The organism is Enterobacteriaceae endosymbiont of Donacia thalassina (assembly GCF_012568245.1).
Classification (GTDB): domain Bacteria; phylum Pseudomonadota; class Gammaproteobacteria; order Enterobacterales; family Enterobacteriaceae.
This window is the reverse complement of sequence record NZ_CP046188.1, coordinates 54,676-68,740: the sequence shown is the minus strand read 5'-3', so window position 1 is coordinate 68,740 and position 14,065 is coordinate 54,676. Positions and strand designations below refer to the sequence as shown.

Below are 14,065 nucleotides of genomic sequence, written 5' to 3'. Positions count from 1 at the left end.
AATAAAATTTTTAAAAAAAATAATTTCATCTTAAATATTATTTACTAATAATAAAAATTCTTTTATTAATAATTTTCTAATTTTAATTATTTTTATATATGGAATAAAATTTTTTAATTGAATCATTTTTAATTTATGAAAACCACAAGGATTAATATAATTAAAAGGTAATAAATCCATATTAATATTAAATGATATGCCATGTGATGTAAATCCTTTTGAAATTTTTATTCCTATGGATGCAATTTTTTTATTATTAATATATACACCAGGAGGATGTTTTGAAGAAACATCAGGTTTTATCTTAAAATATAATAATATATTAATAATTGTTTTTTCTAGAATAGAAATTAATGATTTAATTTTAATTTTTCTTTTTTTTAAATTAATTAAAATATATAGAATTTGCTGTCCTGGAGCATGATAAGTAATTTTTCCTCCTCTATCTGTATTAAATATTGGTATTTTATGATTATACAGTAGAATATCGTTAATTTTAGATAATTTTCCTTGAGTAAAAACAGGATAATGTTCAACTAACCATATTTCATCTAATGTATTATTAGATCTTGTATAATTAAAATTATACATTTTTCTATAAGTTATATTCCATGTTTCTATACCTAAATTTCTGATAATAAAATTTGTTTTATACATTATTATTATATAAATAAAGTAGTTATATTTATTGTATATATTATATATATTTTTATTGATGAATCCATTTACTTAATAATAATCTTATGTAATCTAATAAACAAATAAAAATATTACCTTTTGGTATATTTTCTAATGCAACCAATGGATAACGACCAATTATATGATTATTGATTATAAAAGTTAAATTACCTAATACTTGGTTTCTATAAATAGGGGCAAAAATTTTATTATTTTTAATATGATATAAAATTTTTATTCTTTTTTCTTGATTTTTAATAATTGTTAAAAAAACATTATTTTTAATGCCAATTCTTATATGACTATGTTTACCATATAAAACTGGTATAGAAGCTATTTTTTGATATTTTTTTATTGGATTAATTGTACGAAATGTTTCAAATCCCCAATTTAACAATTTTTTACTATTTTTTTTACGATCTTGTTCTGTTTTATCTCCTAATATTACAACAATTAATCTCATATTATTTTTTATTGCAGAAGCTATTATATTATAACCAGCATTTTCAGTATGACCTGTTTTAATCCCGTCTACATTTAATGTTTTATCCCATAATAATAAATTACGATTTTTTTGAGAAATATTATTAAAAGTAAATTTTTTTTCTTTATAAATGGAATATTCATAAGGAAAATCACGAATTAAAGATTTACCCATAATTGCGATGTCTTTTGCAGATGTATATTGTCCATTTTCATCTAGACCATGTACATTTTTAAAACAAGTATTTTTTAATCCTATTTTTTTTGCATAAAAATTCATTAAATTTACAAAATTTTTTTGAGTACCAGATATATATTCTGCCATAGCAACACATGCATCATTACCTGATTGTAATATAATTCCTTTTATTAAATTTTGTACAGAAATATGATCACCTATTTTTAAAAACATCAATGATGAACCATTAAATTCAATATTACCAGTAGACCAAGCATTTTTACTTACTATAACTATATCATTTCGATGTATCTTTCCTTTTGATAATGCTTTTCCTATAACATAACTAGTCATAATTTTTGCTAAACTAGCAGGTTTTTGAGTTTCATTTGAATTTTTTTCAGTTAAAATAATACCTGTATTATAATCTATTAAAATATATGATTTAACATCAATAGTAGGTTGAGATATAATATTAAAGATATTTTCATTTGCATATACAATAGTAGAATATACTACAAATATAGTAGTAATTATTTTTAAAATTTTATTTAAAAATTTATTATTTTTTTTATATATTTTCATTATATTTATACTCACAGATAAGTATATACTTAATTTTATTAAAAATTATTTAAATTTTTTTATCAAAAATATTATTTTATATAATTTTTAAAAAAATGTAACTAATTTTTAGTAAAAAAATATTATAAAATATATAAAGGTATATAAATATAAAATGATAAATTTTAAAACTAAAAAAAAATATAAATTTGCTTTAGGAGTTGAATATAATGGTACTAATTATCATGGATGGCAAAAACAGAAAAAATATTATAAAAAAACTATACAAGCATGTTTGGAAAGCGTTATTTCTCAAATAGCTAATCATAATGTAATAATTTTTTGTGCAGGTAGAACTGATATAGGTGTACATAGTTTAGGACAAGTTATTCATTTTGAAACAGATAGCTTTAGAAAAAAAAAATCATGGATTTTAGGTATAAATAGCCTTCTTCCTAAAGATATAGTTATAAATTGGATAGTATCTGTAAAAAAAGAATTTCATGCTAGATTTAGTGCTTTATCACGTAGATATTTTTATATTATTTATAATAATAAATATAGGTCTGCTATATTTAATAATTTTGTTACTGTATTTAATTATAATTTAAATATAAAAAAAATAAAAAATGCTATGAAATATTTATTAGGAGAACATGATTTTTCATCTTTTCAATCTAGTAAAAAATTAATTGGTTCTTCTTTTAGAAAAATTTTAAATTGTGATATTAAAAAATATGGAAATTATATTGTAATAGATATTACAGCAAATGCTTTTTTATATCATATGGTTAGAAATATTGTAGGAAGTTTATTAGAAATAGGTATTGGTAATAAAAAAGAAGATTGGTTACTAGAATTAATAAAAATTAAAGATAGAACTAAAGCTTCAGTAACAGTAAAACCCAATGGTTTATTTTTAGCAGAAATTAAATATCCAAAATATTTTGGTATTCCAAATATAAAAAATAATTTATATTTTTTTTTAAAAAAATTAAATTAATAAAATTAAATAGTAAAAAAGATTTTTTTATAAAGAAATTATGTAGTTTATTTTATTTTTTTCTATAAAATTTAATTTTTTTAGAGAATTTATAAAAGAAATTTTAATAATATTTGTTGGTTTATATCGTTTTATATATTCAAAAAATATTGTAATTATTGATTTTTTATAAAAAATAAAAATTAATTAATTTTTATTTAAAAAATTTTTTTTTATTATTTATATATTTTATGTTTACTTTAATATCAGAAAATTTTGTTAAAAAATATTTAAATATAAAAATTATTAGTTTTGTATTATATATAAAATATTAATAATATATTAAGATTATTTTTTGTATTATTAAAAGAATTTTTAATCATTTTTTTATTATTTTTCATTAAATCATATTAATCAAAATTTATATAATTATTTTTTAATGAAGAAAAAATCATTATTTTTTATTTACTTCAATAATATTTTACAAAAAGATCAATACCTTTAGGGTATTTTAAAAGTAATACCCAGAGCGGGAGTTGAACCCGCATAGCAATATACATGCTGAGGGATTTTAAGTCCCTTGTGTCTACCAATTCCACCATCTGGGCAAATATAAAATAAATTATTTTTAAAAAAAAGGCGCATCTCGGAATTGAACCGAAATAAAAGGATTTGCAATCCTCTGCATAAACCATTCTGCCAATGCGCCATTTGTATATAATATATTAAATTATTAATTATGTATATATTATATTTTTTAATATTATTAAATTTTATCATTTATCTTATATATAATTTTATTATTTTTTTATATATAATAGTAATTATTTATTAATTACTATTTATTTTGGAAATATATATGTTAAATAAATTAATATTTGTTATTAATTGTGGTAGTTCTTCTTTAAAATTTTCAGTAATAAATGTTCAAAAAAAAAAAATTTTATTATTTGGTTTAGCAGAAAATTTTAATAATAAAAATTCTTATATTAAATGGAATATTAATAATACACAAAAAAAAAAAAATTTTTACATAAAAATTAATCATAAAATAATATTAAATTATATAACAAATAATATTTTAAAAAAATATTTATTATATAATAATATAATAGCTGTAGGTCATCGTATTGTACATGGAGGAGAAAATTTTGTAAATTCTGTAATAATTACAAAAAAAGTTATAGAAGCAATACAAAAAGCATCTATATTTGCTCCTTTACATAATCCTATTCAATTAATAGGTATTAAAGAAATAACAAAAATATTACCTCATTTAAAAAATAAACAAGTTGCTGTATTTGATACTGCTTTTCACCAAACAATGCCTGAAGAATCATATTTATATGCTTTACCAATAAAATTTTACGAGAAATATAAAATACGTCGATATGGAGCACATGGTACTAGTCATAAATATGTTACTCAAATTGCTTCAAAAATATTGAATATTCCATTAAATATTTTAAATTGTATTTCATGTCATTTAGGAAATGGTTCTTCCATTACTGCAATAAAAAATGGTAAAAGTATTGATACTTCAATGGGATTAACTCCTTTAGAAGGTTTAGTAATGGGTACAAGATGTGGAAATATTGATCCTGCCATTATTTTTTATATGTTTAATGAATTAAATATTCAGATAGATAAAATTTACAAAATTTTAACCGAAAAATCAGGTATATTAGGTTTAACTAACATAACTAGTGATTTTAGATATATTGAAAATAATTATTCAAAAGATAATAAAATAAAAAGAGCTACTAACATATTTATACATTCTTTATCTAAATATATAGCATCTTATAGAATTTTAATTGGAAAAAAAATGGATGCAATTATTTTTACAGGTGGTATTGGAGAAAATAGTGTATTAATTAGAAAAAAAACAATAAAAAAATTAGAAGTTTTAAATATTTTTATTGATAATAAATTAAATAATGAAATAAAATTTGGTAAAACTGGATTAATAAATACAATTAATAGTATTCCAATATTAGTAATTCCTACAAATGAAGAATTAATGATAGCACAAGATACATTTAATATTATAAATAGATAATAAATAATATAAAAAATTAATTAATTTAAAAGGTAATAATAAAATAATGTTAAAAGTAATTATGTCAATTCCAGTAAATATTGATTTTCATTTTTTAACTAGTATAAATATAGGATTATTACATCATTTTAGTAATAAAAAATTAAAATGTAAATTTTTAAAACCTATTTCACAAATAGAAAATTATAATTTTAATTATACTAATCATGTATTAAATAAATACAATTTAAATATTGAATCTATTAACCCATTAAAAATTAATGATATTAATTTACTAAATAATACTATTGAATATAATAATATTATTGAAAAAATAATAGAAAAATATCATAAAAATATTAATAATACAGATATTCTTTTTATAGAAGGCATTATACCTTGCTATATTGAACCAATATTATTTAAATTTAATTGTGATATAGCAAATATATTTGATACAAAAATTATTTTTGTTGCATCTAAATTTTCTAAAAATGAAACTTTAGAAAAAACAAAATTTATAATTAATACTTTTTTTAAAAAAAAAATATATAATTTAAAAACAAAACATATATTTTCCTTTGTTAAAACTGTTTATAATAATAAAAATAATAATAATCCTTTTTTTTATAATATAAATATATTTCAAAATTTTTTTTTAAAGAAAAAAAAAAATATTATAAATAATAATTTATCTTTTTTAGATAAAAAAAAAATGATATATATTTCATGGTTAAAAAATTTTGTATTTGGAATTAATTTAAAAACTATATGTAAATATTTAAAAATTGATTTTTCTAATAATATAAAATATAATAACATTAAATATATTATATTTTATGATAAACAAATATTTATAAATAAAGATTTTTTTAATAAATCTTTAATTATTATTTCTATAAAAGATAATTCAAAAATTAAAAAAATATATAATATGTTATCTAAAAATATTTTTTTTAAAGCTATACTATTTACAGATATAATAGAAAAAAATTATTATCAAATTATAGAAAAAATTACTCAAATTATTAAAAATAATAATATATATTTTTTATTTACAAAAAATAATTTTTATAATATTTATTTAAAATTAGAAAATTTTCATAAAAATAATTTTCCAACTGATGATTCTAATTTAATATCAAATATTATTAAATATATTAATTTATATATTCCTTCTAAAATATTTAGTCAAAAATATGTAAATTATAAATTTTATATTTCACCATTTATATTTAAATATAATTTAATAAATAAAGCTCGTAAATCAAAAAAAACAATTTTATTACCAGAAGGTAATGAATTACGTACTCTTAAAGCTGCATCAATATGTACTCAAAAAAATATAGCTAAATGTATATTATTAGGAGAAAAAAAAGAAATTATAAACATAGCTAAAATAAATAATATAGATTTAAATAATATTGATATTATTAATCCTAATTTAATTCGAGATAACTATATAGAACAATTAATATATATAAGAAAAGATAAATTTTTAAATAAAAATAATGCTATAAAATTATTACAAGATAATATTTTTTTAGCTACTATGATGTTAAAAAATAATGAAGTTGATGGAATAGTTTCTGGAGCTAATACAACAACAGCAAATACTATAAGACCTGCATTACAAATTATTAAAACTTTACCAGAATATTCTATAATTTCATCAATATTTATTATGTTATTACCTAAAAATATCCTAATATATAGTGATTGTGCAATTAATCCTAATCCTAATTATAAACAATTAGCTGAAATAGCAATACAATCAGCAAAAACTAGTAAATTATTTAATATAATTCCTAAAATTGCAATGATTTCTTATTCAACTGGTAATTCTAGTAAAGGATTTGAAGTTGAAAAAGTATATAAAGCAACTAAATTAGTACAAAATAAATTACCAAATCTAATAATAGATGGACCATTACAATATGATGCTGCTGTTGTAAAAAATATTGGTAAATATAAAGCACCAGACTCTTTAGTTGCTGGACAAGCAAATATTATTATTTTTCCAGACCTTAATACAGGTAATACTACTTATAAAGCAGTTCAAAGAACATCAAATATAATTTCTATAGGTCCGATATTACAAGGTATAAAACAACCAATCAATGATTTATCAAGAGGTTCTTCAGTTGAAGATATAATATACACAATAGCAGTTACAGTTATTCAAGCTGAATCTATAAAAAAATAAAATTAATATTTTTATATTAATTATTTAAATAATATTTTTTTTTGTAATTTAAATCATGATCTAATTCATAGATGATAGGTATTCCTGTAGCAAGATTTAAGTTAATAATATCATTATCATTAATATTTTCAATATACTTGATTAAAGCTCTTAATGAATTACCATGTGCAACAATAAGAATACGTTCTCCATTCCTAATTTTAGAAGATATACTTTTTTTCCATATATATATAACTCTATCTAAAGTCTTAGATAAACTTTCTGATAAAGGTAATTGATAATCTTCTAATTTGGAATATTTTAGATCAAATCTAGGCCATCTAATATCATCTATTGATAATGAAGGAGGTTCAGCAGTAAAACTACGACGCCATTTCTGTACTTTTTTTATACCAAATTTATTTGTAATTTGATCTTTGTTCATTCCTTGTAATCTTCCATAATGTCTTTCGTTTAATCTCCATGTTTTTTTAACAGGAATCCAAAGTTGATTTAATTCTTTTAAAGTTAACCATAAAGTATGTATAGCTCTTTTTAAAACAGAAGTATATGCATAATCAAATTTAAAATTATTTTTTTTTAATATTTTTCCTGCTTGTATTGCTTCAATTTTTCCTTCTGGAGATAATTCTATATCATTCCATCCAGTAAATAAATTTTTTTTGTTCCATTCACTTTGTCCATGACGTAATAATACTAATTTTATATTAGACATAAAATTTTTCCTTATATAAATAAATTTTTTAAAATATTAAATATCAAAAGAAACACCACAATTACATGTATTTTTCATATATGGATTTTTAATAATAAATTTAGATTCTTCAATATTTTCAATATAATCAATAACACTACCTAATAAATATTGCATACTTATTTTATCTATTACAATATTTATATCTAGTAAATTTATCAAAATATCATTTTTTTTTATTTTTTTATCTAACATAAAATCATATTTAAAACCACTACATCCCCCACCTAAAATAAATATTCTAAAATTAACATTTTTATAATGTAATTTTTTTATTTTATTTGCTGCTCTTTTAGTTAAAGAAATTGGCTTATTTATTAAATTAATGTTCATTTTTTATTCTAAAATTATTATTTATTATATTTTTAATTTTTTAATTTTATTAAATAACCTAGATTTATAACGAGATGCTTTATTTTTATGTATTAATTTTTTTTGTACTTGTCTATCTATGATAGATTGCATAATCTTAAAATTATTTTTTGATAATTCAATATTTTTATTAGAAATAGCATTATTAACTTTTTTAATAAAAGTACGTAACATTGAACGATAATTAATATTATGTTGTCTTTGTTTTTCTGATTTTAAAGCTCTTTTTTTAGATGATTTTATATTTGCCATATAAATATTCCTTTTAATTACAATGATAATTTTAATTTTTTATAGAAATTATATATTTACATAAAATATTATTATATATAATATCTATACATAAATAAAATAAAATAAAATTTATATTTATTGATTCTTGTCAAATTAATAACAAATTAAAGATAATTAGTATGAAAAATAAATTTAATTTAAATTTACCAAAAACAAAATTTCCAATGAAAGCACATTTAACAAAAAATGAATTAATTATATTAAAACAATGGGAAAAAGATAATTTATATCAAAAAATATTAAATATTAAAAAAAATAAAAAAAAATTTATTTTACATGATGGTCCACCATATGCTAATGGTAATATCCATATTGGACATGCTTTTAATAAGATTTTAAAAGATATTATTATAAAATTTAAAAATATTGATGGTTATTATACTTCATTTATTCCTGGATGGGATTGTCACGGATTACCTATAGAACAAAAAGTAGAAGAAATTTTAAAAAAAAAAAATAAAAAAATTTCTAAAAAACAATTTAGAATTGAATGTAGAAAATATGTTTTAAAACAAATTAAAAAACAAAAAAATGATTTTATGAGATTAGGAATATTTGCTGATTGGATAAATTCTTATTTAACAATGAATTTTAAAACAGAAGCAAATATTGTACGTATTTTAGGAAAAATAATTGAAAAAAAATATTTATATAAAGGTAAAAAACCAGTACATTGGTGTACAAAATGTCTTTCTTCATTAGCAGAAGCCGAAGTTGATTATATAAAAAAAAAAACTTTAACATGTTATGTTATGTTTAACATAATTAATATTGATTTTTTTAAAAAAAATTTGAATATAGAAATAAAAAATTATAATATTTCATTTTTAATATGGACTACCACTCCGTGGACTATACCGGCAAATAAAGTTGTTGTTTTAAATCCTCAAATATATTATCAATTAATTGAAATTAATCAAAATATAATTATATTAGCTAAAAATTTAGTTCATATAATTATGAAGAAAAAAAAAATTATAAAATGGAAAATTCTATTAGAAATAAAAGGAAAATATTTTGTAAATATATTAGTAAAAAATCCAATTAATGATAATATTTCATCTGTAATTATAGATGATTATGTTTCCGAAAAATCAGGAACAGGAATTGTACATATGGCACCTAATCATGGATTAGATGATTATAATATATGTAATAAATATAACATAAAATGTTTAGAAAATATTATAGATAGAAAAGGGTATTTTAAAAAAAATGTACATCCTAAATTAGATAAAGTTAATATTTTTTTTTCTGACAAAATAATTATAAAAATTTTAATAAAAAAAAATGTATTATTTTTATTAGAAAATTATATTCATAATTATCCATATTGTTGGCGTCATAAGATACCTATTATATATATATCTACCTCACAATGGTTTATTAGTATGGATAGAAAAAATCTTAGAGAATCAGCAAAAAAATTAATAAAAAAAGTACAATGGATACCTAATTGGGGTTATAAAAGAATGAATCTTATGTTAGAGAAAAGACCTGATTGGTGTATTTCAAGACAAAGAATATGGGGAATTCCAATTCCTTTATTTATTAATAAAAAAACACAAAAAATACATACTGATTCTTTAAAATTTATAAAAGAAATAGCTTGTATGATTGAAAAAAAAGGTATACAAGTATGGTGGGATTTAGATATTAAAAAATTTTTAGGTCAAGATGCTAATTTATATGAAAAAGTTACAGATATATTAGATGTTTGGTTTGATTCTGGGTCAACTTATAATTCAATTATTCAACAAATTAAAGAATTTAAAAAAAAAAAAATTGATGTATATTTAGAAGGAACAGATCAATATAGAGGATGGTTTATTTCTTCTTTAATGATTTCCACGGCTATAGATAATGATGCACCATATAAAACTGTAATAAGTCATGGTTTTACAGTTGATAATAAAGGTAAAAAAATGTCTAAATCCTTAGGTAATATTATTAAACCTCAAAATATAGTAAATACTTTAGGTAGTGATATTTTAAGATTATGGGTAGCATCAACAGATTATACAAATGAAGTAAATATATCTCAAAATATATTAAAAAGAATTACGGAAATTTATAGACGTATTCGTAATACAGTTAGATTTTTATTATCTAATTTAAATAATTTTATACCTGAAAAAAATATAATAAAACAAAAAAATATGTTAGTATTAGATAAATGGATTATTCATAAAACTAAAATTACACAAGAAAAAATTATAACATATTATAATAAATATAATATACAAAATGTAGTTCAAGAAATAATGCAATTTTGTTCTATAGATTTAGGTTCTATTTATTTTGATATTATTAAAGATAGACAGTATACATTTAAAAAATTTAGTAAAGAAAGATTAAGTTGTCAAACATCTTTATATATGATTCTTGAATCTTTAGTAAGATGGATTTCTCCAATATTATCTTTTACAGCTCATGAAATTTGGAATTATATTCCTGGAATAAGATCTAAATATGTTTTTACAGAAGAATGGTATTCCAAACTCTTTTACTTATCATCAGATGATATAATGAATAATGAATACTGGGACGATATTTTAATTTTTAAAAATGAAATAAATAAAATTATTGAATATGCAAGAAATAAAAAAATTATAGGAAGTTCTTTAGAAGCAAATATTATTGTATTTGTAAATACAGAGATTTATAAAAAGTTAATAATGTTAGGTACAGAACTACGTTTTTTATTATTAGTATCTGATATTATTATTTATCAAGAAAAAAAAATATATAAAAATAAATTAATACAAAATTTTAAAATTAAAAAATCAAAATATTTTAAATGTGAACGTTGTTGGTATTATTCAAAATATATAGTTAATAAAATTTGTAATCGTTGTCAATTAAATACAATAGGAAATGGTGAAAAACGTTTATTTATTTAATAATTTTTTTAAAAAAAAAATAGAAATATTAAATATTTATATTTTATTATTAGTATTAATAGATATTTTTTGTAAAAATTTAATTATTAAAAATATAAAACTATATAAATTTTATTATATTTGTTCTTATTTAAATTTTATTTACTTACGTAATTATGGAATAATTTTTGGTTTTTTTCAAAATTATCAAAATATTTTTTTATTTTTAATAAAAATAAATATTACTATATTAGTAATATTAATTTTTATAAAAGATAATTTTAATCAGTTAATCTATAATTGTCTATTTAGTGGAATACTAAGTAATTTAATTAATAGAATACAATATGGTTTTATAATAGATTTTATAGATTTACATATATATAATTATCATTTTCCAGTTTTTAATATTGCAGATATTTTAATTTGTTTTGGAGTAATTATTCTTATAAAAGATATTTTTTTAAATATTAAATAATATTAAAATAGGTTTATTTTTTATGAAAAAAAATCAGATTCGTTTAGCTATAACAGGTATTAATGGTCGTATGGGTAAAAATATTCTAAAAGTATTAAATACAGAAACAATAAATAATATTTTATTAAATGGAGTTATAGAAAGTAAGTCTTCTTTAAAAAAGAAAGATAAAATTTTATATAAATCTAATATTTTAAATATTAAATCTAATTTAATTGATATTATTGAACAATTTGATATTTTAATAGATTTTACTAATCCTAAAACAACATTAGAAAATATTAATATTTGTAATCAATATAAAAAAAAAATTGTTATTGGAACTACAGGTTTTACTACACAACAAAAATTAATTATTAAAAAAATATCAAAAAATATAGCTGTTATTTTATCTTCTAATTTTAGTCAAGGTATAAATATTTTATTAAAAATAATAGAAAATATGATTAAAATTTTATGTCAAAATAAACAAATAAATAATGTAGATATAGATATAATAGAAAAACATCATAAAAAAAAGATAGATTTTCCTTCAGGAACTGCTTTATCATTAAAAGAAATAATTCTTCAAACGTATAAAAAATTTAATATGATAAAAAAAGTAACATGTCATTCTATTAGAGCTGCTGATTTATATGGTGAGCACAGTATTTTATTTTCTTTTATTGGTGAACAAATAGAATTAATTCATAAAGCATCTAACAGAATACCTTTTGCAAAAGGAGCTATTGAAGCAGCTATTTGGATTAATAACAAAAAAACAGGCATATATAATATGAATGATGTGTTAGGAATATAGTAATTAAAAATTTAATTGACTAAAATTTAATTAGATATGTAAAAAAATATATATTTTTTATATAAAAAATTTTATACGAATAAAAAATCTATATGATAAATTTTATTATCTTTATATGGATGATATTGAATATCAATAATTTTTACTTTGTAAATTTTCTTCTTTTTATCTATTAATTGAAATTTTTTTTTAGAGTTTTTTTTAAAATCAATACTAATTATATCATCATTATTTATAATGATAGGTATTGTTTTTTTTTTTTTACCATAAATTATGGCTGGAAATTGATTATTAATTCGTAAACGTCTACTAAAACTTTTTCCTGTTTGTATTCTTTTTAAAAATTTTATATTATTCATATTTTAGCTCTTTTAATAATTTAATTAATATAATTTCTTAGCAGTATCAAATAAATCTTGTTTAAAAGTTTTTTTCATATTTAAAATAGCATCAATAATATCATGATGAACCATCTTATCATTTTGAATACCTATACATCTCCCTCCATATCCTTTAAATAATAATTCGACTGAAAATGCCCCCATTCGAGAACCTAGAATACGATCATATGCAACAGGAGAACCTCCTCTTTGTATATATCCTAAAACTGTAGTTCTAGTTTCACGTTTAATTTTAGTTTGAATAAATTTTGCTAGTTTATTAATATCACAAATAAATTCTGTAATCAATACTATTGCATGTTTTTTACCTTTTTCTATACCTATTTTTATTTCTTTTACTAAATCTTCTTGATTATAATTAATTTCTGGTAACACAATAAATTCACATCCTCCTGCAATAGCTGCAGCTAAAGTTAAATCTCCACAATGTCTACCCATAATTTCTACAATAGATATTCTTTGATGAGAAGTAGAAGTATCTCTTAATTTATCAATAGCTTGTACAATAGTTTCTAAAGCAGTAGAATAACCTATACTATAATCAGTACCTGCTACATCATTATCAATTGTTCCTGGAATTCCTATACATGGAAATCCCATTTCAGTTAATAATTTTGCTCCCATATATGTACCATCTCCTCCTATTACAACTAATGCATTAATACCATGTTTTTTCATATTATTTATAGCAATAGAACGTATTTGTTTATTTTTAAATTGAGTAAAACGAGAAGATCCTAAAAAAGTACCTCCTTTATTAATAATATCAGAGACACTATATCTATTTAATTTTATAACATGATTATTATATAATCCTAAATAACCATTATATATTCCAAAAACTTCCATATTATATCCTATTGCTGTTCTAACAACACCTCTAATAGCAGCATTCATTCCTGGAGAATCTCCCCCGCTTGTAAGGACACCAATTTTTTGAATCATATAATACC

The 14,065-nt window shown here is 18.8% G+C and carries 13 protein-coding genes and 2 tRNA genes; 6 read left to right on the top strand and 9 right to left on the bottom strand.

The annotated features are described in order from the left end of the window. Nucleotides 1-30: 30 nt before the first annotated feature. Nucleotides 31-657, bottom strand: coding sequence for a lipoyl(octanoyl) transferase LipB (gene lipB, locus GJU02_RS00355; RefSeq protein WP_168919126.1), 627 nt, complete (start codon nt 655-657; stop codon nt 31-33). A 52-nt stretch (nt 658-709) separates the two neighbouring features. Continuing rightward, nucleotides 710-1,924, bottom strand: coding sequence for a serine hydrolase (locus tag GJU02_RS00350; RefSeq protein ID WP_168919125.1), 1,215 nt, complete (start codon nt 1,922-1,924; stop codon nt 710-712). 154 nt (nt 1,925-2,078) lie between these two features. Here GJU02_RS00350 and truA point away from each other — a divergent pair, with 154 nt between their 5' ends. Continuing rightward, complete coding sequence (truA, locus tag GJU02_RS00345; protein ID WP_168919124.1) at nt 2,079-2,906, top strand: tRNA pseudouridine(38-40) synthase TruA; 828 nt, start codon at nt 2,079-2,081, stop codon at nt 2,904-2,906. Between the two features lie 500 nt (nt 2,907-3,406). On the opposite strand, the gene GJU02_RS00340 is transcribed toward truA, so the two are convergent. Further along, a tRNA-Leu gene (locus GJU02_RS00340) sits at nt 3,407-3,493 on the bottom strand. A gap of 29 nt (nt 3,494-3,522) precedes the next feature. Next, nucleotides 3,523-3,594 (bottom strand) — tRNA-Cys (locus tag GJU02_RS00335). 150 nt (nt 3,595-3,744) lie between these two features. Here GJU02_RS00335 and GJU02_RS00330 point away from each other — a divergent pair. Beyond that, nucleotides 3,745-4,947, top strand: coding sequence for an acetate kinase (locus tag GJU02_RS00330; RefSeq protein WP_168919123.1), 1,203 nt, complete (start codon nt 3,745-3,747; stop codon nt 4,945-4,947). Nucleotides 4,948-4,993: 46 nt separating this feature from the next. Next, entirely contained in the window at nt 4,994-7,132 is a 2,139-nt protein-coding gene (gene pta, locus GJU02_RS00325) for a phosphate acetyltransferase (RefSeq protein WP_168919122.1), read from the top strand. Nucleotides 7,133-7,148: 16 nt separating this feature from the next. Here pta and gpmA read toward each other — a convergent pair whose 3' ends face one another. The 3 genes from gpmA to rpsT are packed head-to-tail and all read right to left on the bottom strand — an operon-like array spanning nt 7,149 to nt 8,510. Beyond that, nucleotides 7,149-7,847 (bottom strand): 2,3-diphosphoglycerate-dependent phosphoglycerate mutase, encoded by a 699-nt coding sequence (gene gpmA / locus GJU02_RS00320; RefSeq protein WP_168919121.1) that lies wholly within the window; start codon nt 7,845-7,847, stop codon nt 7,149-7,151. A gap of 36 nt (nt 7,848-7,883) precedes the next feature. Beyond that, complete coding sequence (erpA, locus tag GJU02_RS00315) at nt 7,884-8,219, bottom strand: iron-sulfur cluster insertion protein ErpA (protein ID WP_168919120.1); 336 nt, start codon at nt 8,217-8,219, stop codon at nt 7,884-7,886. Between the two features lie 24 nt (nt 8,220-8,243). Next, nucleotides 8,244-8,510 carry a 30S ribosomal protein S20 gene (rpsT, locus tag GJU02_RS00310; protein ID WP_168919119.1) on the bottom strand — a complete coding sequence of 89 codons (267 nt, stop codon included), beginning with the start codon at nt 8,508-8,510 and terminating at the stop codon, nt 8,244-8,246. Between the two features lie 161 nt (nt 8,511-8,671). Between rpsT and ileS the strand changes: the two genes are divergently transcribed. From ileS to dapB, 3 genes are read left to right on the top strand one after another with little or no spacing between them, the layout of a single operon-like run. Next, the gene (gene ileS, locus GJU02_RS00305; protein ID WP_168919118.1) at nt 8,672-11,455 is read left to right on the top strand and encodes an isoleucine--tRNA ligase; all 2,784 of its coding nucleotides are present in this window, start codon (nt 8,672-8,674) and stop codon (nt 11,453-11,455) included. Further along, on the top strand, nt 11,430-11,912 hold the full coding sequence (lspA, locus tag GJU02_RS00300) for a signal peptidase II (protein WP_168919117.1): 483 nt from the start codon (nt 11,430-11,432) through the stop codon (nt 11,910-11,912). Before ileS ends, lspA begins: the two co-directional genes overlap by 26 nt. A gap of 22 nt (nt 11,913-11,934) precedes the next feature. Continuing rightward, the gene (gene dapB, locus GJU02_RS00295; RefSeq protein WP_168919116.1) at nt 11,935-12,711 is read left to right on the top strand and encodes a 4-hydroxy-tetrahydrodipicolinate reductase; all 777 of its coding nucleotides are present in this window, start codon (nt 11,935-11,937) and stop codon (nt 12,709-12,711) included. A 71-nt stretch (nt 12,712-12,782) separates the two neighbouring features. On the opposite strand, the gene rplY is transcribed toward dapB, so the two are convergent. Both rplY and pfkA read right to left on the bottom strand, forming a co-directional pair. After that, nucleotides 12,783-13,070 carry a 50S ribosomal protein L25 gene (rplY, locus tag GJU02_RS00290; protein ID WP_168919115.1) on the bottom strand — a complete coding sequence of 96 codons (288 nt, stop codon included), beginning with the start codon at nt 13,068-13,070 and terminating at the stop codon, nt 12,783-12,785. Nucleotides 13,071-13,094: 24 nt separating this feature from the next. Then, entirely contained in the window at nt 13,095-14,057 is a 963-nt protein-coding gene (gene pfkA / locus GJU02_RS00285) for a 6-phosphofructokinase (protein ID WP_168919114.1), read from the bottom strand. Nucleotides 14,058-14,065: the final 8 nt, after the last annotated feature.

Coding starts and splice junctions, on each gene's coding strand:
- dapB (WP_168919116.1), top strand. CDS start 11,935: ATGAAAAAAAATCAGATTCGTTTAGCTATAACAGGTATTAATGGTCGT.
- gpmA (WP_168919121.1), bottom strand. CDS start 7,847: ATGTCTAATATAAAATTAGTATTATTACGTCATGGACAAAGTGAATGG.
- lipB (WP_168919126.1), bottom strand. CDS start 657: ATGTATAAAACAAATTTTATTATCAGAAATTTAGGTATAGAAACATGG.
- rplY (WP_168919115.1), bottom strand. CDS start 13,070: ATGAATAATATAAAATTTTTAAAAAGAATACAAACAGGAAAAAGTTTT.
- truA (WP_168919124.1), top strand. CDS start 2,079: ATGATAAATTTTAAAACTAAAAAAAAATATAAATTTGCTTTAGGAGTT.
- GJU02_RS00350 (WP_168919125.1), bottom strand. CDS start 1,924: ATGAAAATATATAAAAAAAATAATAAATTTTTAAATAAAATTTTAAAA.
- pfkA (WP_168919114.1), bottom strand. CDS start 14,057: ATGATTCAAAAAATTGGTGTCCTTACAAGCGGGGGAGATTCTCCAGGA.
- ileS (WP_168919118.1), top strand. CDS start 8,672: ATGAAAAATAAATTTAATTTAAATTTACCAAAAACAAAATTTCCAATG.
- GJU02_RS00330 (WP_168919123.1), top strand. CDS start 3,745: ATGTTAAATAAATTAATATTTGTTATTAATTGTGGTAGTTCTTCTTTA.
- erpA (WP_168919120.1), bottom strand. CDS start 8,219: ATGAACATTAATTTAATAAATAAGCCAATTTCTTTAACTAAAAGAGCA.
- lspA (WP_168919117.1), top strand. CDS start 11,430: ATGGTGAAAAACGTTTATTTATTTAATAATTTTTTTAAAAAAAAAATA.
- rpsT (WP_168919119.1), bottom strand. CDS start 8,510: ATGGCAAATATAAAATCATCTAAAAAAAGAGCTTTAAAATCAGAAAAA.
- pta (WP_168919122.1), top strand. CDS start 4,994: ATGTTAAAAGTAATTATGTCAATTCCAGTAAATATTGATTTTCATTTT.